Below are 25,566 nucleotides of genomic sequence, written 5' to 3'. Positions count from 1 at the left end.
GCGGGCGCCCGGCCGCCGGGCCCGGCGGGGCCCGGCGGCCCTCCGGCTCAGCGGGTGCGGCGCGGGTCGTGCCGGGTGGGGCTCGACGAGCCCCGCATCGACTTGGTGACGGCCTTCCACTTCCTGGCCCGCTCGGCGGCGACCCGGGCGTCGCTGCGCGAGGCGATCCACTCGTTCTCGCGCTGGAGCTTGAGGTAGCTGTCCATCCGGCGCTGCGGCAGCGTGCCGTCCTCCAGCGCGGCGGCGACCGCGCAGCCCGGCTCGGAGCGGTGGCTGCAGTCGTCGAAGCGGCACCGCTCGGCGATCGCGGCGATGTCGGCGAAGGCGAGGTCGACGCCCTCGCCGCCGTACAGGCCGACCTCGCGCAGCCCGGGGGTGTCGATGACCACGCCGCCGCCCGGCAGCGGGATCAGCTCCCGGGTGGTGGTGGTGTGGCGGCCCTTCTCGTCGACCGAGCGGGTCTCCTGGACGGCCATTGCGTGCCGGCCGGCGAGGGCGTTGGTGAGCGTGGACTTGCCCGCGCCGGACTGGCCGACCAGGGCGGTCGCGCCGGACAGGTGGGCGCGCAGCTCGTCCATGCCCTCGCCCGTCCCGGCACTGACGGTGAGCACGGCGGCGCCCGGGGCGATCTTCTCCACGTCCTCGCGGATGAAGTCGGCGTCGTCGACCAGGTCGGCCTTGGTGAGGACGACCAGCGGGACGGCGCCGCTCTCCCAGGCGAGGGCGAGGAAGCGCTCGATCCGCCCGAGGTCCGGGTCGGCGGCGAGCGAGACCGCGATCATGACGGTGTCGACGTTGGCGGCGAGCACCTGGCCGTCGGAGCGGCCGCCCGCGGTCTTGCGGACGATCGCGGTGCTGCGGCCCAGCAGGGCGGAGACGGTGGGCAGGGGCTGCGCGGCGAGGTCGACGGCGGCCCAGTCCCCGGTGCAGGGGCACTTGACCGGGTCGGGGTCGCCGACCGGCCGGGTGTCGGCGCGGACGGTGCGCAGCTCGCCGGACTCGGGGTCGGCGAGCAGGACGTCGCACCGGCCGCGGTCGACGCGGGAGATCAGGGCGGGGGTGAGCCCCGCCTCGGCGTAGAAGGCGAACTCGGCCGCCCTGTCCTCGTTCCAGCCGTGGGCGGAGAGCGGGAGGGCGGCGGAGGTGGAGCTGGTCACGGTGGGGTGGGCCCTTCGGCGAGGGTGGCCCCGGCGGTGCGCGCCCGACGGCGCGTCAAGGAGTCGTGGAGGTCAGCCGGTGGCCACGGGGGTGGGAGTGAACGACGTACGGACGCGGGCAGCGTCCAGCGCAGCGACGGTCATCACGGTCCTCACCTCCGGGTGTGCAGGGCTGGCTCGACGGGGGGACGGCCCTCGGCGGGCCCTCCCGAACGGCACCACGGTAGCCACGGCCGGCGGGGCCGCGCCAGCGAATATTTCCGCGGCTGCGCGGGGGCTGGGCCACCGGCCCCGGGCGGTCCCACCTGGGAGGGTGCCGTACCGGGCCGAGTGCGGTTCCGCCGATGGTCGTTGACGGGCCCTTGACACCCGATATTGGTCTAGTCCATCTTGGCGGTGCACGCGGCCTGCACGGCTCCCCCGCACCCCTGCGGCCGCAACCCCCATCCCCCACTGGAGGTCCTGTGCGTTCCCGCAACCGCCTCGTGGCGGCGCTCGGCGCCGTCGCGCTGGGCTCGGCCGCGGCCGTCGCCCTGCCCGCTACGGCCCATGCGGCCAACCTGCTCACCAATCCCGGCTTCGAGAGCGGCACGCTCAGCGGCTGGTCCTGCACCGGCGGGCTCGGCTCGGTGGTGGGCTCCCCCGTCCACTCCGGCAGCAAGGCGCTCGCCGCCGCGGCGAGCGCGAGCGACACCGCGCAGTGCACCCAGACCGTCCCGGTGCAGCCCAACACCACGTACACGCTGTCCGGCTGGGTCCGCGGCAACTACGTCTACCTGGGCGTGACCGGCGGCGCCTCCACCTGGACGCCGTCCGCCGCCTCGTACCAGCAGCTGTCGGTGACCTTCACCACCGGCGCGAGCCAGACCAGCGCGCAGATCTTCACCCACGGCTGGTACGGCCAGGGCACCTACTACGCCGACGACATCAGCCTGGACGGCCCGGGCGGCGGCGGGGGCGGCGGCGACACCCAGGCGCCGACCGCGCCGGGCGGCCTCACCGCGACCGGCACGACCTCCTCGACCGTCTCGCTGTCGTGGAACGCCTCCACCGACAACGTCGGCGTGACCGGCTACGACGTCTACAGCGGCTCGAACGTGGTGGCCGGCAGCACCGGCACCTCGGCGACCGTGACCGGCCTGGCCGCGAGCACCTCCTACACCTTCACCGTCAAGGCGCGGGACGCGGCGGGCAACACCTCGGCCGCCTCCAACGCCGCCTCGGCCACGACCGGCTCCGGCGGCGGGGGCGGCGGCACCGGCTTCAAGCAGGCCGCGCCCTACCTCTACATGGGCTGGGGCGAGCCGCCGTCCGCGACCACGGTGATGAGCGCCACCGGCATCAAGTGGTTCACCATGGCGTTCATCCTCTCCTCGGGCGGCTGCAACCCGTCCTGGGACGGCCAGCGTCCGCTCACCGGCGGCGTCGACCAGCAGACGATCAACGCGATCCGGGCGGCCGGCGGCGACGTCGTCCCGTCGATCGGCGGCTGGCAGGGCAACAAGCTCGGCCCGAACTGCGCCACCCCCGAGGCCCTGGCCGCCGCCTACCAGCAGGTGATCAGCGCGTACGGGCTGAAGGCGATCGACGTCGACATCGAGAACACCGACGAGTTCGAGAACACCGTCGTCCAGGACCGCATCCTCGGCGCCCTGAAGATCGTCAAGCAGAACAACCCGGGCCTGCGGACGATCCTCACCTTCGGCACCGCGACCACCGGCCCGACCTACTACGGCAACCGGCTGATCGAGCAGGCGAAGGCGCTCGGCGCGGACATCGACGTCTTCACCATCATGCCGTTCGACTTCGGCGGCGGCGCCGACATGTACGGCAGCACCGTCAGCGCGGCGAACGGCCTGAAGTCCAAGCTGAAGTCGACCTTCGGCTGGGACGACGCCACCGCCTACGCCCACGTCGGCATCTCCGGCATGAACGGCCTCTCGGACAACCAGGAGACCACCACGCCGGCGACCTGGACGAGCATCCGCGACTGGGCCAACACCAACCACATCGCCCGCCTGGCCTTCTGGTCGGTCAACCGCGACCGGCCGTGCGCCGGCGGCGGCGTGGCCGAGAACTGCTCCGGCATCAACCAGAACACCTGGCAGTTCACCTCGATCACGGCCGGCTTCACCGGCTGACGACCGCAGGTCCGCAGAGCCGCCCCCGCCCACCGGCGGGGGCGGCTCCCGTGCGTCCGGGCAGCCTCTCCCGGGCAAATTGTTAGCGCTAACAGTCCGCCCGTCAAGCAGCCTGCACAGCGCTTCCATATCTATGCCCGCGCGTGACCCGATGGTGACTCCAGCCCCTCTTGACGGGCTTCTTGTGAGCGTTAACACTCAGGTAACGCCAGGCCAGGGCCCCGGACAGGAACCTGACCGAACCGGTCGGCCCCCCTGGCGCCCACCCCCTGCTCGACACCTGCCCACGAACCACCGCTCGACCGACCCGGCGCTCCCCGCCCGCCCCGGTCGCGGCACACCCCTGGAGGAACTGTGCGGAAGCTCTCTACGGCCCTCGCCGCGGCCGGTCTCGCGCTGTCGCTGGCGGCCTGCGGCCAGAGCGCCAACGGCGTCGGCGACGGCAACGGCGCGTCGAAGGACGGCGCCAAGGGCGGGCTGGTCGGCATCGCCATGCCGACCAAGTCCTCCGAGCGCTGGATCAACGACGGCAACAACATGGTCAAGGAGTTCCAGGGCAAGGGCTACAAGACCGACCTGCAGTACGGCGACAACGTCGTCGAGAACCAGGTGTCCCAGATCGAGAACATGATCACCAAGGGCGCCAAGCTCCTGGTCGTCGCCGCGATCGACGGCTCCTCGCTCACCGACGTGCTGCAGAAGGCCGCCGACGCCCACATCCCGGTGATCTCCTACGACCGGCTGATCCGCGGCACCAAGAACGTCGACTACTACGCCACCTTCGACAACTTCAAGGTCGGCGTGCTGCAGGGCACGTACATCGCCGACAAGCTCGGCCTCAAGGACGGCAAGGGCCCGTTCAACGTCGAGCTGTTCGCCGGCTCGCCCGACGACAACAACGCGCAGTTCTTCTTCAACGGCGCGATGAGCGTCCTCAAGCCGTACATCGACAGCAAGAAGCTCGTCGTGCAGAGCGGCCAGACCGCCTTCAACCAGGTCGCCACGCTGCGCTGGGACGGCGGCGTCGCGCAGTCCCGGATGGACAACCTGCTGAGCAAGTCCTACACGAGCGCCCACGTGGACGCGGTGCTCTCGCCCTACGACGGCATCTCGATCGGCATCCTCTCCTCGCTCAAGGGCGTCGGCTACGGCAGCGCCGGCAAGGCGCTGCCGATCGTCACCGGCCAGGACGCCGAGCTGGCCTCGGTGAAGTCGATCATCGCGGGCGAGCAGACCCAGACCGTCTACAAGGACACCCGCGAACTCGCCAAGGTCGCCGTCCAGATGGGCGACGCGGTGCTCACCGGCGGCAAGCCGGAGACCAACGACACCACCCAGTACGACAACGGCGCCAAGGTCGTCCCGGCCTACCTGCTGCAGCCGGTCAGCGTCGACAAGGAGAACTACGCCAAGGTCCTCGTCGACGGCGGCCAGTACACGGCCGACCAGCTGAAGTAGCCCCGGGCCCGCACGGGCCGCCGACCCGGCGGCGGGGCGGGACCGCCCCCGCCCCGCCGCCCCCCAGAGATACGGAAGCACCCCATGGCCGGACCTGTCCTCGAGATGCGTTCGATCACCAAGACCTTCCCCGGCGTCAAAGCCCTCTCCGACGTCGAGCTCAGCGTCGCCGCCGGGGAGATCCACGCGATCTGCGGCGAGAACGGCGCCGGCAAGTCCACCCTGATGAAGGTGCTGAGCGGGGTGTACCCGCACGGCAGCTACGAGGGCGAGATCCTCTTCGAGGGCGAGCCCTGCCGGTTCAAGGACATCCGGGCCAGCGAACAGCGCGGCATCGTGATCATCCACCAGGAGCTCGCCCTGGTGCCGTACCTGTCGATCGCCGAGAACATCTTCCTCGGCAACGAGCACGCCACGCGCGGCATCATCAGCTGGCACCGGACGCTCACCCACGCCGCCGCCCTGCTCAAGCGGGTCGGCCTGCACGAGAACCCGCAGACCCGGATCGCCGACATCGGCGTCGGCAAGCAGCAGCTCGTCGAGATCGCCAAGGCGCTCGCGAAGGAGGTGAAGCTGCTCATCCTCGACGAGCCCACCGCGGCGCTGAACGACGAGGACAGCCGCAAGCTGCTCGACCTGATGCTGGAGCTCAAGGCCCAGGGCATCTCCTGCATCATCATCTCGCACAAGCTCAACGAGATCGCCCGGGTCGCCGACTCCGTCACCGTGCTGCGCGACGGCCGCACCATCGAGACCATCCCGGTCGGCGCCGACGGCATCGCCGAGGACCGCATCATCCGCGGCATGGTCGGCCGCGACCTGGAGCACCGCTACCCCGAGCGCACCCCCGCGATCGGCGAGGTCGCCTTCGCCGTCGAGGACTGGACCGTCCAGCACCCGATCGACCACCACCGCAACGTCGTCGACGGCGCCTCGCTGACCGTCCGCGCCGGCGAGATCGTCGGCATCGCCGGCCTGATGGGCGCCGGCCGCACCGAACTCGCGATGAGCGTCTTCGGCCGCTCCTACGGCCGGTACACCGGCGGACGGGTGCTGGTGCACGGCCGGGAGGTCTCCACCCGGACGGTGCCGCAGGCGATCGGCCACGGCATCGCGTACGTCACCGAGGACCGCAAGCACCTCGGCCTCAACCTCATCGACGACATCAGCCGGAACATCACGCTGAGCGCGCTCGGCAAGGTCGCCCGGCGGGGCTGGGTGAACCGGCACGAGGAGACCAAGGTCGCCGAGGCCTACCGGGCGTCGATGAACATCAAGGCGCCCTCGGTGTTCGCCGAGACCGGCAAGCTCAGCGGCGGCAACCAGCAGAAGGTCGTCCTCAGCAAGTGGATCTTCGCCGGACCGGAGGTGCTGATCCTCGACGAGCCGACCCGCGGCATCGACATCGGCGCCAAGGCCGAGATCTACCAGGTGATCGCCGACCTCGCCGCACAGGGCAAGGCCGTGCTGGTGATCTCCTCCGAACTCCCCGAGCTCCTGGGCCTGTGCGACCGGATCTACACCATGGCCGAGGGCCGGATCACCGGCGAGGTGGCCCGTGCCGACGCCGACCAGGAGTCCCTGATGCGCCTCATGACCGTGAGCGCCGCCCCGCAGACCGCCGTCCCGCAGGCAGCATCCCCGCAGACCGCGGCCCCGCAGACCGCAGCACCCCGACCCGAGCAGGTGTAAGGCATGGCCCAGACCCAGACCACCCCGACGACCCCGCCGGGCCCGGCGGCCCCCGCACGGACCCGCTCCACCGGCGCCGTGCTGGCCGACGCGCTGCGCGGCAACGTCCGCCAGTACGGCATGCTGGTCGCCCTCGCGCTGATCGTGGTGCTGTTCCAGATCTGGACCGACGGCACCCTGCTGAAGCCGCTCAACATCACCAACCTGATCCAGCAGAACGGCTACATCCTGATCCTGGCGATCGGCATGATGATCGTCATCATCGCCGGCCACATCGACCTGTCGGTGGGTTCACTGGCCGCCTTCGTCGGAGCGGCGGCGGCGGTGATGATGGTCAAGCACGACCTGCCGTGGCCGCTCGCCCTGGTGCTGGCCCTGCTGATCGGCGCGGTCGCCGGCGCCTGGCAGGGCTTCTGGATCGCCTACATCGGCATCCCCTCGTTCATCGTCACCCTGGCCGGCATGCTGCTCTTCCGCGGCGGCACCCAGATCCTGCTCCAGGGCCAGTCCATCGCGCCGTTCCCCAAGGGCTTCCAGAAGATCTCCAGCGGCTTCCTCCCCGAGGTCGGCCCGCACACCAACTACCACAACCTGACCCTGCTGCTCGGCCTCGGCGTGCTCGCGATCGCCGTGCTGCAGGAGGTCCGCGGACGCCGCCAGGCCGCCTCCTACGGCCTGGAGCTGCTGCCGGTCGGCTTCTTCCTCGCCAAGCTCGCCGCGATCACCGCCGCCGTCCTCGTCTTCACCCTGCTGCTCGCCAGCTACCACGGCGCCCCCATCGTGCTGCTGATCCTCGGCGCGCTGCTGGTCGGCTTCGGCTACCTGATGCGGAACTCGATCATCGGCCGGCACACCTACGCGATCGGCGGCAACGAACCCGCCGCGAAGCTCTCCGGCGTGAAGAGCAAGCGGGTCGTCTTCCTCGCCTTCGTCAACATGGGCGTGCTCGCGGCCCTGGCCGGCCTGGTCTTCGCCGCCCGGCTCAACGCCGGCACCCCGCAGGCCGGCATCAACTTCGAACTGGAGGCGATCGCGGCGGCCTTCATCGGCGGTGCCTCCGCCTCCGGCGGCGTCGGCACGGTGCTCGGCGCGATCATCGGCGGCCTGGTCCTCGGCGTCCTGAACAACGGCATGTCCCTGGTCGGCGTCGGCACCGACTACCAGCAGGTCATCAAGGGCCTGGTGCTGCTCGCCGCAGTCGGCTTCGACGTCTGGAACAAGCGCAAGGTCGGCTCCTGACCCCGACCCCGCGCGAACGGCTCCGCCCGGTGTGTGTGCGCACACCGGGCGGAGCCCTTTCCGTCGGTGCCGGCGCGTAGCGTGGACCTCCGAGGACGGCCGCACCCGGGCGGCCGGGCGGCGGCGGGACACCACATGGGCGGAGCACGGTCGGGCGGGTCGGCGCACGGGCCGTTGGCCCAGGGGCCGGTGGCGGAGGGCCGCTACCGGCTGCGCAACGTCGGCAGCGGTCTGCTGCTGGAGATCGCCGGCGGGCGCGCCGGCAGCGGGGCGAAGGCCCGGCACGCGGCCGACGACGGCAGCGAGTCCCAGGTCTGGCGGGTGTTGCCGGTGCATCCCGGGGCGGGCCTGTACCACCTGGAGAACGCCGCGAGCGGCAAGCGCCTCGACGTCATGGGTGCCCGCACGGAGGACGGGGTGCCGATCCAGCAGTGGTCGCCGAACGGCTTCGGCGCCCAGGAGTGGCTGTTCGAACGGCACGTGGACGCACCGGGAACCTTCACGGTGGTCGCGGTGATCAGCGGCAAGGCCGTGGAGGGCTGCGCGGACGGCTCGGTGCGCCAGCAGGAGGACGCCGACGCACCCGCGCAGTGGTGGCGGCTGGAGCCCGCCTGACGCGCGCCCCCGCGGGCCGGTGGCGCCGGGCCCGTACCGTGGGCGCATGAGCGATCGTCAGAGCGGCCGTCCGACCGGTGCCAAGGCGTACCTGGCCGCCTCCGGCGTCTTCGCGGTCTGCATGGCCGGCACCACCCTCCCCACCCCCCTGTACTCGCTGTACCAGGAGGAGCTGGGCTTCTCCGAGCTGGTCGTCACGGTGGTCTTCGCGGTGTACGCCTTCGCGGTGATCGGGGTGCTGCTGGCGGTCGGCAACGTCTCGGACACCGTCGGCCGCAGGCCGGTGCTGCTGGCCGGGCTCGGCTTCGCGGCGCTGAGCGCCTTCTGCTTCCTGTTCGAGGGCGGGGTGCCGCTGCTGTGCCTGGGCCGGCTGATGTCGGGTCTCTCGGCGGGCCTGTTCACGGGGACGGCGACCGCGTACGTGCTGGAGCTGGCGCCGGCCGGCCGGGAGGGCCGGGCGGCGTTCGCGGCGACGGCGGCGAACATGGGCGGCCTGGGGCTGGGCCCGCTGCTGTCGGGCGTCCTGGCCGAGTACGCGCCGGATCCGCTGGTGCTCCCGTTCGTGGTGCACCTGGTGATGGTGGCGGTCGCGGTGGGCGTGCTGCTGGCCCTGCCGGAGTCGGTGGCGGGGGCGAAGGGGCTGTCGGCGGCGCGGGTGAAGGCACCGAGCCTGCCGCCGGAGGTGCGCGGGGTGTTCGTGCCGGCGGGGGTGGCGTCGTTCGCCGGGTTCGCGCTGCTGGGGGTGTTCACGGCGGTGTCGCCGGCGTTCCTGGCGCAGACCCTGGACGTGCACGACCGGGCACTGATCGGCCTGATCGTCTTCGCGACGTTCCTGGCGTCGACGGGCGGCCAGTTGGCGGCCGGGCCGCTGGGCGCGCGGCGGGCGCTGCCGCTGGGCTGCGCGGTGCTGCTGGTGGGGTTGGCGCTGCTCGGCGGCGCGCTGTTGGCGGAGCTGCTGGCGCTGCTGGTGCTGAGTGCGCTGGTCGGTGGTTCGGGCCAGGGGCTGGCGCTGCGCGGTTCGGTGGGTGCGGTGGCTGCCGCGGCGCCCGCGGAGCACCGGGCCGGGTCGATCTCCTCGCTGTTCGTGGTGGCGTACACCGGGATCTCGATCCCGGTGATCGGCGTGGGTGTGCTGTCCGAGCCGGTGGGGCTGGAGGACGCGGGGGTGGTGTTCATCGTCTGCATGGCGCTGCTGACGGTCTTCGCCGGCCTGTACCTGCTGCGCCGCCCGGTGCCGGGCCGCTGAGGGGGCACGCGGACGGGCCCGCACCCCCGCGGGACGCGGAGGCACGGGCCCGTCGGGCACGGCCGGTGAGCGGGGCTCAGAGGGCCTTGGCGAGGCGGTGGTAGGCCTGGTTCCAGCGCAGTTCGCGGGTGAAGCGGCGCATGGTGGTGTCGGCGTCGACGAGGACGAGTTCGACGGAGAGCATCTCGGCGAGGTCGTCGAGCTCCTCGGCACCGAGGGCCCGGGTGAGGACGGTGTGGTGGGGCCCACCGGCGGTGAGCCACGCTTCGGTGGAGGTGCGCAGGTCGGGGCGGGGCTTCCAGACGGCGCGGGCGACCGGCAGGTGGGGCAGCGGCTCGGTGGGGGCGACGACGTCGACCTCGTTGGCGACGAGGCGGAAGCGGTCGCCGAGGTCGGCCATGCCGACGACGACGGCGGGGCCGGGTTCGGCGTCGAAGACGAGGCGGACGGGGTCCTCGCGGCCGCCGATCGACAGCGGGTGGATCTCGCAGGAGGGGGTGGCGGCGGCGATGGTCGGGCAGACCTCCAGCATGTGGGCGCCGAGGATGAGTTCCTGGCCGGGCTCCAGGTGGTAGGTGTAGTCCTCCATGAAGGAGGTGCCGCCGGGCAGGCCCGCGGCGGCGGTCTTGAGGGTCCGCAGCAGGACGGCGGTCTTCCAGTCGCCCTCGCCGCCGAAGCCGTAGCCGTCGGCCATCAGGCGCTGGACGGCGAGGCCGGGGAGCTGGCGCAGGCCGCCGAGGTCCTCGAAGTTGGTGGTGAAGGCGCCGAAGCCGCCGTCGCTGAGGAAGGTGCGCAGGCCGAGTTCGATGCGGGCGGCGTAGCGGAGCGAGTCGTGCCGGTCGCCGCCGGCGCGGAGTTCGGGGGCGAGCCGGTAGAGCTCGTCGTACTCCTTGACGAGGTCGTTGACGTCCTCGTCGGTGGCGGCGTCGACGGCGGTGACGAGGTCGTTGACGCCGTAGGTGTTGACGGAGACGCCGAGGCGCAGCTGGGCCTCGACCTTGTCGCCCTCGGTGACGGCGACGTCGCGCATGTTGTCGCCGAAGCGGGCGAGCCTGAGGGTGGCGAGTTCGGCGCGGCCGGCGGCGGCGCGGGCCCAGGAGGCGACGCGGCGGACGACGGACGGGTCGCTGGCGTGGCCGGCGACGGTCTTGCGGGCGACGCCGAGGCGGGACTGGATGTAGCCGAACTCGCGGTCGCCGTGGGCGGCCTGGTTCAGGTTCATGAAGTCCATGTCGATGGTGGACCAGGGCAGCCGGCGGTTGGCCTGGGTGTGCAGGTGGAGCAGGGGCTTGCGCAGGGCGTCGAGGCCGGCGATCCACATCTTGGCCGGGGAGAAGGTGTGCATCCAGGCGATCAGGCCGATGCAGGTGTCCTCGGCGTTGGCGTCGAGGCAGGTGCGGCGGATCGCGGCGGCGTCGGTGAGGACGGGCTTCCAGACGATGCGGACGGGGATGCCGCCGTCGGCGGAGAGCGCGGCGGCGACCTCGCGGGACTGCTCGGCGACCTGGCGCAGGGTGTCGTCGCCGTAGAGGCCCTGGCTGCCGGTGAGGAACCAGATCTCGCGGGTGTCGGCGGGGTGCGTCATGGGGTGGTTCTCCTTCACCGGGCCGCGGGCGCGGTCTGCTGGCCGTAGACGTGTCGGTAGCGGTGGTTGAGGTGGTCGATGTCGGCCTGGGCGATGGGCTGGGGTTCGCCGAGCTGCCGGGAGATGTGGACGGTGCGGGCGACGTCCTCGCACATGACGGCGGCCTTCACGGCGGCCTTGGCGTCCTTGCCGATGGTGAAGACGCCGTGGTTCTTCATCAGGACGGCGGGCGAGCGGTGGCCGCGCAGGGTGTCGACGATGCCGCGGCCGATGGAGTCGTCGCCGATGAGTGCGAACGGGCCGATCGGGATCTCGGCGCCGAACTCGTCGGCCATGGCGGTCAGGACGCAGGGCACGGCCTCGCCGCGGGCGGCCCAGGCGCTGGCGTAGGTGGAGTGGGTGTGGACCACGCCGCCGACCTCGGGCATGTGGCGGTAGACGTAGGCGTGGGCGGCGGTGTCGGAGGACGGGTTGTGCTCGCCGGCGACGACGGTGCCGTCGAGGTCGCAGACGATCATGGCCTCGGGGGTCAGCTCGTCGTAGGCGACGCCGCTGGGCTTGATGACCATCAGGTCCTCGCCGGGGATGCGGGCGGAGACGTTTCCGGCGGTCCAGACGACGAGGTCGTAGCGGACCAGTTCCTGGTGGAGGTCGCTGACCTGGCGGCGGATCAGATCGATCGGGGAGCTCATCGGTCCTCGCTGGTGCGGTGGGCGGTCAGGGCGGCGTTGCGGATGGCGCGCAGGCGGTGCAGCTGCTTGTCGGGGCCGGTGCCGAAGTGGTCGTGCAGGGAGCGGTACTCGGCGTAGAGGGCGTCGTAGGCGTCGGCGCGGGCCTCGTCCGGGAGGTGGGCGTGGCGGTGGACCCGGCCCATGGCCTCGGAGGCGGTGCGCACGTCGGGGTGGGCGCCGGCGGCGACCGCGGCATGGATGGCCGAGCCGAGCGCGGGGCCCTGCTCGGAGGCGGCGAGCGAGACGGGGCGGCGCAGCACGTCGGCGTAGATCTGCATGAGCAGGGCGTTCTTCTTGAGGCCGCCGGCGACGACGAACTCGGTGACGGGGACGCCGCCCTCCTCCAGTGCCTCGACGATGGTGCGGGTGCCGTAGGCGGTGGCCTCCAGCAGCGCCCGGTAGACCTCTTCGGGGCGGGTGGCGAGGGTGAGGCCGACGATCACGCCGGACAGGTGGTGGTCGACGAGGACGGAGCGGTTGCCGCCCATCCAGTCGAGGGCGATCAGGCCGTGGCCGCCGACCGGCTGGTCGGCGATCCTGCGGCTGAGGAGCTGGTGGAGGTCCTCGCCGGTGGCCTCGGCCTCGGCGAGGTACTCGGCGGGGACGCCCTGGCGCAGCCACCAGGCGAAGACGTCGCCGACGGCGCTCTGGCCGGCCTCGTAGCCGTAGGAGCCGGCGACGATGCCGCCGTCGACGACGCCGCAGATGCCGGGGACGTCGGCCAGCGCCGGGCCGTTGACGACGTGGCAGGTGGAGGTGCCCATGATGGCGAGCAGTCGGCCGTCGTCGACGGCGCGGGCGGCGGGGGCGGCGACGTGGGCGTCGACGTTGCCGGCGGCCACCGCGATGCCCTCGGGCAGGCCGGTCCAGGCGGCGGCCTCGGCGGTCAGCGAGCCGGCCCGGCTGCCGAGCGGGAGCAGCGGGTGCTCCAGGCGGGTGCGGGCGAAGTCGGCGAAGCCGGGGTTCAGCGCGGCGAGGTAGTCCTCGTCCGGGTAGGCGCCGTCCTGGTGGATGCCCTTGTAGCCGGCGGTGCAGGTGTTGCGGGTCTCGGTGCCGGTGAGCTGCCAGACGATCCAGTCGGCGGCCTCGATCCAGCGCTCGCAGGCGGCGTAGACCTGCGGGTCCTCCTCCAGCACCTGCAAGGCCTTGGCGTACTGCCACTCGGCGGAGATCCGCCCGCCGTAGCGGTGGATCCACTTCTCGCCGCGGGCGTGGGCGAGGGCGTTGATCCGGTCGGCCTGCGGCTGGGCGGCGTGGTGCTTCCACAGCTTGGGCCAGGCGTGCGGGCGGGCGGCCCACTCGGGCAGCTCGGCGAGCGGGGTGCCGTCGGTGCGGACGGGCAGCACGGTGCAGGCGGTGAAGTCGGTGGCGATGCCGATGACGTCGGCCGCGTCCACGCCGGAGGCGGCGAGCGCCTCGGGGACGGCGGTGCGCAGCACCTCGCGCCAGTCCTCGGGGTGCTGCAGGGCCCAGTCGGGGGGCAGCGGGCGGCCGGTGCCGGGCAGGCGCTCCTCGATGACGGCGTGCGGGTAGCCGTGGACGGCGGTGGCGATCTCCTCGCCGTCCCGGACGCGGACGACGACGGCGCGGCCGGAGAGCGTGCCGAAGTCGACGCCGACGACGTAGCGGTCGCCGCCGGCGGGCCCGGCCGCACCGGTCGGCCCGGTGCCGGGCGCGCTGCCGGCCTGCTCGGTGCCGGTCTGCTCGGCCCGGGTGGGGGGCGTCTCGGTCACTGTCTCATCCTTCGTAAGGGGGTGGGGAGTTCGGGCCGGCCGCCGGCTGGTCCGCACCGTCGCGGGCCGGCGGCCGGCCGGTGTTCCGCTGCCTCACCCTCATAAGGAGCGGAACGGCGGCCGCCGGGCCGGGAGGTCGAAGCGGGGAGACCGCCGGCCGGCGGAGCGGGTGGCCGAGTCGGCCGGCGAGGCCGGGCGACTCCGGATGCTGTGATTGTTAACGTTCACATTTTGACTGTCAAGGGTGCGGGAACGTACCGGCCGGACGCCCACCCGCCCGCACGCCCCCTCCCCCACCGTGCGGCCGCGGCACCTCCGGCGCAGGTCGAACGCACGGCCCGGCCCGGACCCCCGATCCCGGGGCGGCGCACGGCACCCGGCGGACCGATCACGCAGGTCGAGCCGGTCGCGCCCGAAGCACCGGACGGGCCCGGAACCGGTTCGCACGCCGGGCATGCACGAGGACGGCCGCGGGGCGCACACCCGCACACGGCCGGACGGCCGCGGGGCGCTCAGGCGCCCGCCGACGGGCTCCGCACCGCCCCGGGCACCGTCGACCGGCAGCAGGACCACCGCCTCCCGGCCACCCGGACCTCGGGCAGCAGGACGGACCGCCGCCGATCACACCAGGAACTGCACGCCCGCAGCGGGGAGTCGGCCACGGACCCGAAACTCACCCCCGGCCGCGGCCATCCCGACAACCGCGGCTCCCCCGGCCCGCACCCTCGGGGCGGCCGGGCCGGTCAGGGACGCGGAGAACCGCGCGAGTGGGATGCGGCTGTCGTACCGGGCAAGGGCTGCCCCCTGCTGTTCAGCCGCCCGCCCCCGGACTGCGCGGTTCTCCCCCGGCCTTCGACCGGGAAGTGCCCCCACGCGCCCCTGAGGGGTACCCGGCCTCGCGGCAGGTGGAGCGGCAGGCTGCGACCGACCAGGCCGGTCGGTCAGGCAGGGCGGCGGGCCGGGCCGGTGGAGCGGCGCAGGACCATCTCCGGGGCGACCAGGACGTGGCTGCGGGCGTGCGCCACCCCGGCGAGCTCCTCGACGAGCAACTCGAGGGCGCGGCGGCCCAGTTCGCCGAAGTCCTGGCGGACGGTGGTGAGCGGCGGGGTGAAGTAGGCGGACTCCGGGATGTCGTCGAAGCCGATGACGCTGATCTCGCCGGGCACCGGGCGGCCGGCCTCGTGCAGCGCCCGCAGCAGGCCCAGGGCCATGTGGTCGTTGGCGCAGAAGACCGCGGTCACCTCCGGGTCCGCCGCGATCTGCCGGCCCGCCTCGTACCCGGACCGGGCGCTCCAGTCGCCGCTGTAGACCTGCGGCACCGGGGCGCCCGACTCCTCCAGGGTGCGGCGCCAACCGTCCAGGCGGTCCTGGGTCTCCAGCCAGCCGGCCGGACCGGCGACGTGGTGCACCGTGCCGTGGCCGAGGTCGAGCAGGTGGCGGGTGGCCGCGGCCGCGCCGGTGAGGTTGTCGACCGCGACCATCGGGACGCGCGAGCGGCTGCCGGAGCCCACCGCGACGACCGGGACGGAACTGGACAGCCGGGCCACCGCGCCGACCGCGGAGATCTGCGGGGCGATGACCGCGACCCCCTCGACGCCCTGGTCGCGGAGGCGGTCCACCGCCTCCTGGACGGAACGGGCGTCCAGTGAGCGGAGGCTGGCGACGCTGACGAAGTAGCCGGCGCTGCGGGCGGCCTGCTCGATGCCGTCGAGCATGGAGGCCGGGCCGTAGAGGGTGCTGGCGAAGCTCACCACGCCGAGCGTCTGGGAGCGGCGGGTGACCAGCGCCCGCGCGGCCGAGTTGGGTCGGTAGTCCAGCTCCCGGATGGCGGCGAGCACCTTGTCCCGGGTCCCGGGCCGAACGTGCGGGGCTCCGTTCAGGACGCGGGAGACGGTCTGGTGCGACACGCCGGCGAGCTTGGCGACGTCGGCCATCACCGGCTGTCGGGGATCCGTCCCGGCAGTCTCACTTCCCACTCACAGCCCCCTTGTCGGTGCAGAGCCAGATGCGGCTGCAACTGTCTCACGAGTGCGGAAGGGAGTGTAATTGTTTGCGTTCACATAGCAAGCGGGGGACACTCCGGTCGAGGGTGCGGACAACCCGGCTGGAGGCCGGAGCCGACATGGCCGGTACGGCCGGCACCACGACCGCGGCGAAAGGGGACGGCCCGGCCCGGCACACGGGGAACGACACGGCCCGCACTGCCCACACGGGACCCGGCAGAACGGGACACCGCGGCCAGGAGACCGGGGCGCCACGGCTTGAACGGCCGGGTACCGCGCCCCGCAGAACGGGACACCGCGGCCGGAACACGTAAGCGGCATGGCCCGCACGGCCAGGACGGCCGACGCGATGCGGTCCGAGGATCAGGACGGCGCGGCCGGGAATCGGCGGCCGCACGGCCGACACGGCCGGTCCGTCCGGCGCGGCGGAACCGCGGGGCCGGGACGGTGCGGCCAGGAAGCGGAGGGCCGTGTGGCCGGGACGGCCCGGAGGATCGCCGGGGAACTGGTCGGCCCCCGTCCAGGGCTCCCTCCGGCGCGGGGCTCCTGGACGGGGGCCGGGTCTCGCTGCCGGCCCTGCGCCGCTATGCGGCGACCACGGGCTCGGGCGTCACCACGGCGGGCTCGACCCGTACCGCCGGCGCTGCGGCGGTGTGCGACGCGCTGTGCCGGGCGAGCAGCCGGCGGGCCCGGGCGAGGGCCTGCAGGGGGTCGCGGACGCCGGTGTACACGCAGACGGTGTAGAGGGCGTCCTCCCGGCGGCGCCGGACTGCCGCGTCCGGCGCGCCCACATCGGCGAGCGCGTCCAGCTCCGCGACCAGCGCACTCAGCACGACGTAGTTGATCAGCGGCATGGGTCAACTCCCTCGGTTCAAGGACGGACGGACCGGTTCCGCATCCTGCTCGCGCGGCTACCCGCCCGTTCGCACGCCAAGCCAGGCTCCTTCGAACGGACGCACGGTCTTCACATTTCCCCCGCTTTGTCGACATGTCCTCGACCAATGTGCGGCCGATCGGACGCGGGGGCTCACCCGAACCACCAGCGCGCCTTCCCCGCCGGGTCGGCCCCACACGGGGCGGCCCGGCACGGGTCGGTCCGACACGGGTCGGTCCGGCACGGGTCGGTCCGGCACGGGTCGGCCGGCGCGACACGCGCAGGCGGGCCCGGCGCCCTACCGGCCGTCCCAGGGCGTGCGGGGGGACTGCAGCGGCGGGACGGGCGGCATCGGCGGCGGAGGCGGGGGGTACAGCGGCTCGGGCTGCTGCACGGGCTGCGCCGGGTGCGGGTGGTGGTGCGGGGAGGACCGCGGCGGAACGGCGGGGCGGTCGGTGTCCGGCGGGGGCGGGGCCTGCCTGCGGCGGGCACCGCCGCCGAGGATGCGGCGCAGCAGGCTGTTCGGCGGGAGGACCTCGGCCCAGCGCTCCGGGTACTCGGCGGGGACGCCGTCGTCGTCGTCCTCCTCGTCGTCCTCCTCGCCGCCGTCGGCGAGTCCGAGTTCGCGGACGAGCTGGGCGCGCTGGAGGGCGCGGCGGGCGGCGGCCTCGCGGACGACGGTGGCGGCCGCGGCCTCGCTGACGCGCTCGTTCTCGGCGCGGGCGTCGGCGGTCTCGACACTCGGCCAGCGGCGGTCGATCGCGGCGTTCATGGCGGCGCCGATGAGGACGGCGAGCGCCACCACGAAGATCCACAGCAGCACGGCGACGGGCGCGGCGAGCGAGCCGTACACCGAGGGGCCCTCGACCGAGCTGACGAGGTAGACGCGGAGCAGCACGCTGCACACCACGAGGACGACCAGGGCGACCAGGGCGCCGGGGATGTCCTCGCGCCAGGGCGTGTTGGCGGGCACGGCGACGTGGTAGAGCGTGGTGAGGAAGATCACCAGGAGCAGGATCGCGGCGGGCCAGTAGAGCGCGTTGACCAGTCCGGCGGAGTTGGGCAGGGCGCCGATCACCAGGCCGGGGCCGGCGACGAGCAGCGGCAGGACGAGCGAGCCGATGACCAGGGCGCCGAGGTAGAGGCCGAGCGACATCAGACGGGTCTTGACGATGCCGCGCTTGCCGTCGAGGCCGTACATCACGGTGATGGTGTCGATGAAGATGTAGAGCGCCCGCGAGCCGGACCAGAGCGAGAGCAGGAAGCCGATGGAGATGAGGTCCGGTCGGCCGTTGTCGAAGACGCTGGTCAGCAGGGGTTGGACGATCTGGTCGACCGAATCCGGTGAGAGCACCGTTTCGGATGCCGAGACGACGTCGTTCTTCAGCTTGTCGATGGTGCCGGCGCCGAGGATGTCGTCGAGGTAGCCGAGCGTTCCGGCGAGGCAGAGCAGCAGCGGAGGGATCGACAGCAGGGTGAAGAAGGCGGCCTCGGCGGCGAGGCCGGTGACGCGGTACTCGACGCAGGTGTCGGTGGTGTCCTTGAGCAGGGCCCACAGGGTCTGGCGCCAGCCGTTGCGGCGGGCGCGGCGACGGCCGCCCCGGCGGCGCGAGGGCCGGTCGGGGGCCTGGCCGGGGGTCTCCCGCGGGTTACTGCCTGCTGCTTGCACGCCCCTACCGTACTGGGCGGTGTCCACTCCTCCGCGCACGCGCGCGTAGGGGGTCAGGGAGGGCTGCGGACGGCCCGTCAGGGGCCCGGGAAGCGGCACTCCGGTACGATCCGCACGGCTGTGACGACGAGGTATTCCCACACAGTCCCACGATGCGAAACAACCGCGTCCAAAATGCGGACGTTAGTGGACCGAGGGTCGTTCGCCGTGCGAATCTCTTGCCATGCCAAGCGCCGGAGCCACCCTAGTAGGTCGACTGCACGTCGATCTCCTCCGCGTGTCCAGCGCCATCTGTCCGGTGACCTGAGCCCTACCCCCGCCGCCACCACGGCACCGGCGCCGGCACCTCGCGAATCCCCGCCGACGCGGATGCGCGGGCGCCCCCCGGCCAGCGTCACTGCACCCTGACGCCTGCAGCAACAGCGCAGGTCAGAGCAGTTGCGTGCCCGGGGATGCCGAACCCCCATCAGAGCCAGCTGCCAAAGGACGAGACACCATGGCCCCTACCCCCGAACCGGTCGAGCCCACGGTCGCCGGCGCCCCCGTGCGCCGTCCCGCCGCCGCCCGCAAGGTGACCCGCCACCGCGGTGAGGGTCAGTGGGGCATGGGCCACTTCACGCCGCTGAACGCCAACGAGCAGTTCAAGAAGGACGACGACGGTCTCAACGTGCGGACACGCATTGAGACGATCTACTCCCAGCGCGGCTTCGACTCGATCGACCCCGCCGACCTGCGCGGCCGGATGCGCTGGTGGGGCCTCTACACCCAGCGCAAGGAGGGCATCGACGGCGGCAAGACGGCCGTCCTCGACCCCCACGAGCTGGACGCCGAGTACTTCATGCTCCGGGTGCGCATCGACGGAGGCCAGCTGACGGTCGCCCAGCTGCGGGCCGTCGCCGAGGTCTCCGAGCTGTACGGCCGCGGCACCGCCGACCTGACCGACCGGCAGAACGTCCAGTACCACTGGATCCGGATCGAGGACGTCCCGTCGATCTGGCAGAAGCTGGAGGCCGTCGGCCTGTCCACCACCGAGGCCTGCGGCGACACCCCGCGCGTCATCCTCGGTTCGCCGGTGGCCGGCATCGCCGAGGACGAGATCATCGACGGCTCCCCCGCCATCGCCGAGATCCAGCGCCGCTTCATCGGCAACAAGGACTTCTCCAACCTGCCGCGCAAGTTCAAGTCGGCGATCTCCGGCTCGCCGCTGCTGGACGTGGCGCACGAGATCAACGACGTCGCCTTCGTCGGCGTCGTCCACCCCGAGCACGGCCCCGGCTTCGACCTCTGGGTCGGCGGCGGCCTGTCCACCAACCCCAAGCTGGGCGTCCGCCTCGGCGCCTGGGTGCCGCTGGAGCAGGTCCCGGACGTCTACGGCGGTGTGATCGGCATCTTCCGCGACTACGGCTACCGCCGGCTGCGCAACCGCGCCCGGTTGAAGTTCCTGGTCGCCGACTGGGGCACGGAGAAGTTCCGCCAGGTGCTGGAGGACGAGTACCTGGGGACCAAGCTGATCGACGGCCCCGCGCCGGCCGAGCCGGTCGCCCGCTGGCGCGACCACGTCGGCGTGCACCGGCAGAAGGACGGCCGCTACTACGTCGGCTTCGCGCCGCGCGTCGGCCGGGTCAACGGCAAGATCCTCGGCCAGATCGCCGACCTCGCCGAGCAGCACGGCTCCGACCGTCTGCGCACCACCGCCGAGCAGAAGATGATCGTCCTCGATGTCGCCGAGGACAGGGTCGAGTCGCTGGTGGCCGGCCTGGAGGCGCTCGACCTGCAGGTCAAGCCGTCCACCTTCCGCCGCGGCACGATGGCCTGCACCGGCATCGAGTACTGCAAGCTCGCCATCGTCGAGACCAAGGAGCGCGGCCGCCGTCTGATCGACGAGCTGGAGCAGCGGCTGCCCGAGTTCGACGAGCCGCTCACCATCAACATCAACGGCTGCCCCAACGCCTGCGCCCGCATCCAGGTGGCGGACATCGGTCTCAAGGGCCAGCTGGTCACCGACGACAACGGCGAGCAGGTCGAGGGCTACCAGGTGCACCTCGGCGGCGCGCTCGGCCTGGAGGCCGGCTTCGGCCGCAAGGTCCGCGGCCTGAAGGTCACCAAGGACGGCCTGGCCGACTACGTCGAGCGCGTGCTGACCCGCTACCAGGCCGAGCGGCACGAGGGCGAGCGCTTCGCCCAGTGGACGGCCCGGGCCACCGAGGACCAGCTGTCGTGAGTGAGCGTGCGGCACCGTTCCACTGCCCGTACTGCGGCGACGAGGACCTGCGGCCCTCGGAGGCCGGGCACGGCTGCTGGGAGTGCGCCTCCTGCCGGAGGGCCTTCCAGCTGAAGTTCCTGGGCCTGCTCCGGCCCGACGGCACCACGACCGGCACCACCGGCACCACGACCGGCACCGAGCACACCGAAGGAGGTGGCGAATGAGCACCACGACCGACTACGAGACGCTGGCCACCGCGGCCGCCCGCGACCTGGAGGAGGCGACCGCGCAGGAGATCCTGCAGTGGGCCGCCGACACCTTCGGCAAGCGGTTCTGCGTCACCTCCTCGATGGAGGACGCGGTCGTCGCGCACCTCGCCTCCACCGTGCTGCCCGGCGTCGACGTGGTCTTCCTGGACACCGGCTACCACTTCGCCGAGACCATCGGCACCCGGGACGCGGTGGCGGCGACCATGCCGGTCAACGTCATCACGCTCACCCCGAAGCTGACCGTCGCCGAGCAGGACGCCCGGTACGGGCCGAACCTGCACGACCGCGACCCGGACCTGTGCTGCTCGCTGCGCAAGGTCGAGCCGCTCAACCGCGGCCTCGGCGCGTACGACGCCTGGGCGACCGGGCTGCGCCGCGACGAGTCGCCGACCCGCGCCAACACCCCGGTGGTGGCCTGGGACGCCAAGCGCCGCAAGGTCAAGCTCGCCCCGATCGCCCGCTGGACGCAGGACGACGTCGACGCGTACGTCCAGGCCAACGGGGTGCTGCTCAATCCGCTGCTGTGGGAGGGCTACACCTCCATCGGCTGCTCGCCGCTGTCCTGCACCGCCAAGCCCGGCGAGGGCGAGGAGGGCCGGGCCGGCCGCTGGGCGGGCTCGGGCAAGACCGAGTGCGGCATCCACCTCTGACCGGCCACCAGACCGACGAGACCTCAGGAGAGACCACCGTGACCACAGCCGACACACTGGACGCCGGGGAAGCCGCAGAGGCGGCCCGCGCGGCCGCCCCCTGCGAGCGCGGCGCCACCGTGTGGCTGACCGGGCTGCCCAGCGCGGGCAAGACCACCCTCGCCTTCGCCCTCGCCGAGCGCCTGCGCGCCGAGGGCCACAAGGTGGAGGTCCTGGACGGTGACGAGATCCGCGAGTTCCTCTCCAAGGGCCTCGGCTTCACCAAGGAGGACCGGCACACCAACGTGACGCGGATCGGCTTCGTCGCCGAGAAGCTGGCCTCCAACGGGGTCAAGGTGCTCGCCCCGGTGATCGCCCCGTACGCGGACTCCCGCACCGCCGTCCGCGAGCGGCACGCCGCCAACGGCACCGACTTCCTGGAGATCCACGTCGCCACCCCGGTGGAGCTCTGCGCCGAGCGCGACGTCAAGGGCCTGTACGCCAAGCAGGCCGCCGGCGAGATCTCCGGTCTCACCGGCGTCGACGACCCGTACGAGGCACCGCAGGACCCGGAGCTGCGCCTGCAGACCCGGGGCCGCGAGGTCGCCGAATCCGCCGCCGAGCTGCACGCCTTCCTGACGACGAGGGGCCTCGCATGACGACCGCCACGCACAGCATCCTGGACACCCAGGAGAACCCGTACGCGCTGTCGCACCTCGACGCCCTGGAGGCGGAGTCGGTGCACATCTTCCGCGAGGTGGCGGGCGAGTTCGAGCGGCCGGTGATCCTGTTCTCCGGCGGCAAGGACTCCATCGTCATGCTGCACCTGGCGCTGAAGGCGTTCTGGCCGGCGGCCGTCCCCTTCTCGCTGCTGCACGTCGACACCGGGCACAACTTCCCCGAGGTCATCGAGTACCGCGACCGCACCGTGGCGCAGCACAACCTGCGGCTGCACGTCGCCAGCGTGCAGGACTTCATCGACGACGGCCGGCTGCGCGAGCGCCCCGACGGCACCCGCAACCCGCTGCAGACCGTGCCGCTGCTGGACGCCATCGAGCGCAACAAGTTCGACGCCGTCTTCGGCGGCGGCCGCCGCGACGAGGAGAAGGCCCGCGCCAAGGAGCGCGTCTTCTCGCTCCGCGACGAGTTCGGCGCCTGGGACCCGCGCCGCCAGCGCCCCGAGCTGTGGTCGCTGTACAACGGCCGGCACGCCGTCGGCGAGCACGTCCGGGTCTTCCCTCTCTCCAACTGGACCGAGCTGGACGTCTGGCAGTACATCGAGCGCGAGGGCATCGAGCTCCCCGAGATCTACTACGCCCACCACCGCGACGTGTTCAAGCGCGACGGCATGTGGCTGACCGCCGGCGAGTGGGGCGGCCCGAAGGAGAGCGAGCCGGTCGAGTCCCGGCTCATCCGCTACCGCACCGTCGGGGACATGTCCTGCACCGGCGCCGTCGACTCCGACGCCGCCACGATCGCCGACGTGATCGCCGAGATCGCCGCCAGCCGCCTCACCGAGCGCGGCGCCACGCGTGCCGACGACAAGCTGTCCGAGGCCGCGATGGAAGACCGCAAGCGCGAGGGGTACTTCTAAGATGACCACCACTCCGGAGACCACCGCCACCTCGCTGCTGCGGTTCGCCACCGCCGGCTCCGTGGACGACGGCAAGTCGACCCTGGTCGGCCGTCTGCTGCACGACTCGAAGTCGGTCCTCGCCGACCAGCTGGAGGCCGTCGAGCGCGTCTCCCTGGGCCGCGGCCAGGAGGCGCCCGACCTGGCGCTGCTGACCGACGGTCTGCGCGCCGAGCGCGAGCAGGGCATCACCATCGACGTCGCGTACCGCTACTTCGCCACCGCCCGGCGCCGGTTCATCCTCGCCGACACCCCGGGGCACGTGCAGTACACCCGGAACATGGTGACCGGCGCGTCCACCGCCGAGCTCGCCGTCGTCCTGGTCGACGCCCGCAACGGCGTCGTCGAGCAGACCCGCCGGCACGCCGCCGTCGCCGCGCTGCTGCGGGTGCCGCACGTCGTCCTCGCGGTCAACAAGATGGACCTGGTCGAGTACGCGGAGCCCGTCTTCGCCGCGATCGCCGCGGAGTTCACCGCCTACGCGGCCTCGCTGGGCGTCAAGGACGTCGTCGCGGTGCCGATCTCCGCGCTGGCCGGCGACAACGTCGTCGAACCCTCGGCGCACATGGACTGGTACGGCGGCCCGACCCTGCTGGAGCACCTGGAGACCGTCCCGGTCGGCAGCGACCCCGGCAACGAGCCGGCCCGGTTCCCCGTCCAGTACGTGATCCGGCCGCAGACCGAGGCCCACCCGGACTACCGCGGCTACGCCGGCCAGCTCGCCTCCGGCGTGCTGCGGGTCGGCGACCCGGTCACCGTCCTGCCGTCCGGGCACACCACCACCGTCGCGGGCATCGACGTGCTCGGCCGGGAGACGGACATCGCCTGGGCCCCCCAGTCGGTCACCGTCCGCCTCGCCGAGGACATCGACGTCTCCCGCGGCGACCTGATCGCGGCCGGCCCCGCCCCGGTGCCCACCAAGGACATCGAGGCGACCGTCTGCCACCTCAACGAGCGGGCCCTGCGCCCCGGCGCGAAGGTGCTGCTCAAGCACACCACCCGCACCGTGCGCGCGCTGGTCAAGGAGATCTCCTACCGGATCGACATCGACACGCTGGAGCAGCGTTCCGGTGCCGACGGCCTGGAGGTCAACGACATCGGCCACGTGGTGCTGCGCACCGCCGAGCCGCTGGCGCTCGACAGCTACACCGACAACCGCCGGACGGGCTCGTTCCTGCTGATCGACCCGGCCGACGGCACCACCCTCACCGCCGGCATGGCGGGCGAGGCCTTCGACACCGTACGCGCCACCACCGAACCGATCGAGGAGGACTGGGTCTGATGCCCAGCGAGGCGTTCTCGGGCATGGACAAGGAAGGCGGCCGCATCGGCAGCGGCGTCCTCGGCAGCGGCCAGGGCGGCCTGACGCGATGTGGGGGCGGACAGGGGCGCTGAGCCCCTGTCACCGGGCCGGTTCCTTCCCACAGCGGGCACCGGCCCGGCTTGCCCGGCATGTCGACATGCCGTCAGCACCACACCGACCGACTTCCACCGGCGCTTCCCACGGCGCCCACCGTGAACGGGACGACTCCCATGGCACACGACTCCGCCACCGCGCATACCTCCACCCGGTTCGGCAGCGGCCGCTTCAGACGGCCGGCCGCGGTCGCCGTCGCCGCGCTCACCGCCGCGGGCCTGCTGTCCGCCTGCAGCTACGGCTCCAAGAGCGAGGACAAGAGCTCGGCGGCCCCGGCCGCGGCCGCCTCCGGCGCCAAGCTCTCCGCGGACACCGTGAAGATCGGCTACTTCGCCAACCTGACCCACGGCACCGCACTGGTCGGCCTCAAGGAGGGCCTGTTCCAGAAGGAGCTGGGTGGCACGAAGATCAAGACCCAGATCTTCAACGCCGGCCCGACCGAGATCGAGGCGCTCAACGCCGGCTCGATCGACATCGGCTGGATCGGCCCCTCCCCCGCGATCAACGGCTACACCAAGTCCGACGGCAAGTCGCTGCGGATCATCGGCGGTTCGGCCTCCGGCGGCGTCCGCCTGGTGGTCAACCCGGACAAGATCAAGAGCCTGGACGAGCTCAAGGGCAAGAAGATCGCCACCCCGCAGCTCGGCAACACCCAGGACGTGGCACTCCTCAACTACCTGGCCACCAAGGGCTACAAGGTCGACGCCGCCTCCGGCGCCGGCGACGTCAGCGTGGTGCGCACCGACAACAAGGTCACCCCGGACGCCTACAAGTCCGGCTCGATCGACGGCGCCTGGGTGCCCGAGCCGACCGCCTCCAAGCTGATCAGCCTCGGCGCCAAGGAGCTGCTCAACGAGAAGCAGGTCTGGCCGGACGGCAAGTTCGTCATCACCAACATCATCGTCTCGCAGAAGTTCCTCAAGGAGCACCCGGACGTGGTGGAGGCCGTGCTGCGCGGCTCGGTGAAGACCAACGCCTGGATCAAGGCCAACCCGGACCAGGCCAAGGCGGCCGCCAACGCCGCGATCAAGGACGCGGCCGGCAACGCGCTGGACGCCGCGATCCTCGACCCCGCGTGGAAGGACATCGAGTTCCTCGACGACCCGCTGGCGAACACCCTGCAGGCCGAGGCCGACCACGCGGTCACCGCCGGCCTGCTGAAGAAGCCGAACCTGGCCGGGATCTACGACCTGGCCCCGCTCAACAAGGTGCTCCAGGCCCAGGGCGGGACCGCCGTGGCGGACGCCGGACTCGGCGCCAAGTGATCCGCAC

21 protein-coding genes are annotated in these 25,566 nt (G+C 72.6%); 14 read left to right on the top strand and 7 right to left on the bottom strand.

The genetic code is table 11. The annotated features are described in order from the left end of the window. Nucleotides 1–47 precede the first annotated feature (47 nt). The gene (gene rsgA, locus AB0442_RS20565; RefSeq protein WP_366164366.1) at nucleotides 48–1,157 is read right to left on the bottom strand and encodes a ribosome small subunit-dependent GTPase A; all 1,110 of its coding nucleotides are present in this window, start codon (nucleotides 1,155–1,157) and stop codon (nucleotides 48–50) included. Nucleotides 1,158–1,621: 464 nt separating this feature from the next. Between rsgA and AB0442_RS20560 the strand changes: the two genes are divergently transcribed. The 6 genes from AB0442_RS20560 to AB0442_RS20535 all read left to right on the top strand — a co-directional run bounded on the left by AB0442_RS20560 (nucleotide 1,622) and on the right by AB0442_RS20535 (nucleotide 9,548). After that, complete coding sequence (locus tag AB0442_RS20560) at nucleotides 1,622–3,298, top strand: carbohydrate binding domain-containing protein (protein WP_366164365.1); 1,677 nt, start codon at nucleotides 1,622–1,624, stop codon at nucleotides 3,296–3,298. Between the two features lie 354 nt (nucleotides 3,299–3,652). Beyond that, nucleotides 3,653–4,756 (top strand): multiple monosaccharide ABC transporter substrate-binding protein, encoded by a 1,104-nt coding sequence (chvE, locus tag AB0442_RS20555; protein ID WP_366164364.1) that lies wholly within the window; start codon nucleotides 3,653–3,655, stop codon nucleotides 4,754–4,756. Nucleotides 4,757–4,840: 84 nt separating this feature from the next. After that, the gene (gene mmsA / locus AB0442_RS20550) at nucleotides 4,841–6,448 is read left to right on the top strand and encodes a multiple monosaccharide ABC transporter ATP-binding protein (protein ID WP_366164363.1); all 1,608 of its coding nucleotides are present in this window, start codon (nucleotides 4,841–4,843) and stop codon (nucleotides 6,446–6,448) included. Between the two features lie 3 nt (nucleotides 6,449–6,451). Continuing rightward, nucleotides 6,452–7,687, top strand: a complete 1,236-nt coding sequence (gene mmsB, locus AB0442_RS20545) for a multiple monosaccharide ABC transporter permease (RefSeq protein WP_344624495.1) — start codon at nucleotides 6,452–6,454, stop codon at nucleotides 7,685–7,687. A gap of 135 nt (nucleotides 7,688–7,822) precedes the next feature. Beyond that, the gene (locus AB0442_RS20540) at nucleotides 7,823–8,302 is read left to right on the top strand and encodes an RICIN domain-containing protein (RefSeq protein ID WP_366164362.1); all 480 of its coding nucleotides are present in this window, start codon (nucleotides 7,823–7,825) and stop codon (nucleotides 8,300–8,302) included. 46 nt (nucleotides 8,303–8,348) lie between these two features. Continuing rightward, nucleotides 8,349–9,548: an MFS transporter gene (locus AB0442_RS20535; RefSeq protein WP_366164361.1), complete on the top strand. Its 1,200-nt coding sequence runs from the start codon at nucleotides 8,349–8,351 to the stop codon at nucleotides 9,546–9,548. A gap of 76 nt (nucleotides 9,549–9,624) precedes the next feature. Here the strand turns inward: AB0442_RS20535 and araA are convergent, their stop codons facing one another. From araA to AB0442_RS20505, 6 genes are all read right to left on the bottom strand, one after another. Further along, complete coding sequence (araA, locus tag AB0442_RS20530; RefSeq protein ID WP_366164360.1) at nucleotides 9,625–11,133, bottom strand: L-arabinose isomerase; 1,509 nt, start codon at nucleotides 11,131–11,133, stop codon at nucleotides 9,625–9,627. A 14-nt stretch (nucleotides 11,134–11,147) separates the two neighbouring features. Beyond that, nucleotides 11,148–11,825 (bottom strand): L-ribulose-5-phosphate 4-epimerase, encoded by a 678-nt coding sequence (locus tag AB0442_RS20525; protein ID WP_366164359.1) that lies wholly within the window; start codon nucleotides 11,823–11,825, stop codon nucleotides 11,148–11,150. Next, complete coding sequence (locus AB0442_RS20520) at nucleotides 11,822–13,597, bottom strand: ribulokinase (protein WP_366164358.1); 1,776 nt, start codon at nucleotides 13,595–13,597, stop codon at nucleotides 11,822–11,824. The genes AB0442_RS20525 and AB0442_RS20520 overlap by 4 nt, the downstream gene beginning before the upstream one ends. Nucleotides 13,598–14,538: 941 nt before the next feature. Beyond that, on the bottom strand, nucleotides 14,539–15,573 hold the full coding sequence (locus AB0442_RS20515; protein WP_366164357.1) for a LacI family DNA-binding transcriptional regulator: 1,035 nt from the start codon (nucleotides 15,571–15,573) through the stop codon (nucleotides 14,539–14,541). 611 nt (nucleotides 15,574–16,184) lie between these two features. Next, the gene (locus tag AB0442_RS20510; RefSeq protein WP_366164356.1) at nucleotides 16,185–16,454 is read right to left on the bottom strand and encodes a DUF5133 domain-containing protein; all 270 of its coding nucleotides are present in this window, start codon (nucleotides 16,452–16,454) and stop codon (nucleotides 16,185–16,187) included. 318 nt (nucleotides 16,455–16,772) lie between these two features. Continuing rightward, a complete protein-coding gene (locus AB0442_RS20505; protein ID WP_363540342.1) occupies nucleotides 16,773–18,143 on the bottom strand; it encodes a YihY/virulence factor BrkB family protein in 1,371 nt (456 codons plus the stop codon). 223 nt (nucleotides 18,144–18,366) lie between these two features. Between AB0442_RS20505 and AB0442_RS20500 the strand changes: the two genes are divergently transcribed. The 8 genes from AB0442_RS20500 (at nucleotide 18,367) to AB0442_RS20465 (ending at nucleotide 25,559) form a co-directional block, all read left to right on the top strand. Further along, nucleotides 18,367–18,450 (top strand): putative leader peptide, encoded by an 84-nt coding sequence (locus AB0442_RS20500; protein WP_317634116.1) that lies wholly within the window; start codon nucleotides 18,367–18,369, stop codon nucleotides 18,448–18,450. 189 nt (nucleotides 18,451–18,639) lie between these two features. Then, nucleotides 18,640–20,364, top strand: coding sequence for a nitrite/sulfite reductase (locus AB0442_RS20495; RefSeq protein ID WP_363540343.1), 1,725 nt, complete (start codon nucleotides 18,640–18,642; stop codon nucleotides 20,362–20,364). Continuing rightward, nucleotides 20,361–20,570, top strand: a complete 210-nt coding sequence (locus tag AB0442_RS20490) for a hypothetical protein (RefSeq protein WP_366164355.1) — start codon at nucleotides 20,361–20,363, stop codon at nucleotides 20,568–20,570. The genes AB0442_RS20495 and AB0442_RS20490 overlap by 4 nt, the downstream gene beginning before the upstream one ends. Further along, entirely contained in the window at nucleotides 20,567–21,265 is a 699-nt protein-coding gene (locus AB0442_RS20485) for a phosphoadenylyl-sulfate reductase (RefSeq protein WP_366164354.1), read from the top strand. Before AB0442_RS20490 ends, AB0442_RS20485 begins: the two co-directional genes overlap by 4 nt. Before the next feature lie 56 nt (nucleotides 21,266–21,321). After that, the gene (cysC, locus tag AB0442_RS20480; RefSeq protein ID WP_052390010.1) at nucleotides 21,322–21,903 is read left to right on the top strand and encodes an adenylyl-sulfate kinase; all 582 of its coding nucleotides are present in this window, start codon (nucleotides 21,322–21,324) and stop codon (nucleotides 21,901–21,903) included. Beyond that, the gene (gene cysD / locus AB0442_RS20475; RefSeq protein WP_366164353.1) at nucleotides 21,900–22,838 is read left to right on the top strand and encodes a sulfate adenylyltransferase subunit CysD; all 939 of its coding nucleotides are present in this window, start codon (nucleotides 21,900–21,902) and stop codon (nucleotides 22,836–22,838) included. Before cysC ends, cysD begins: the two co-directional genes overlap by 4 nt. A 1-nt stretch (nucleotide 22,839) precedes the next feature. Next, nucleotides 22,840–24,159 (top strand): GTP-binding protein, encoded by a 1,320-nt coding sequence (locus AB0442_RS20470; RefSeq protein ID WP_366164352.1) that lies wholly within the window; start codon nucleotides 22,840–22,842, stop codon nucleotides 24,157–24,159. A 251-nt stretch (nucleotides 24,160–24,410) separates the two neighbouring features. Further along, entirely contained in the window at nucleotides 24,411–25,559 is a 1,149-nt protein-coding gene (locus AB0442_RS20465; RefSeq protein WP_366164351.1) for an aliphatic sulfonate ABC transporter substrate-binding protein, read from the top strand. The last annotated feature ends 7 nt before the right edge of the window (nucleotides 25,560–25,566 follow it).

The sequence above is a fragment of the Kitasatospora sp. NPDC085895 genome (genome assembly GCF_040702125.1).
Classification (GTDB): Bacteria; Actinomycetota; Actinomycetes; order Streptomycetales; family Streptomycetaceae; genus Kitasatospora; species Kitasatospora arboriphila.
The sequence above is the reverse complement of the archived record's forward strand: the minus strand, read 5'-3'. Positions and strand labels throughout refer to the sequence as shown.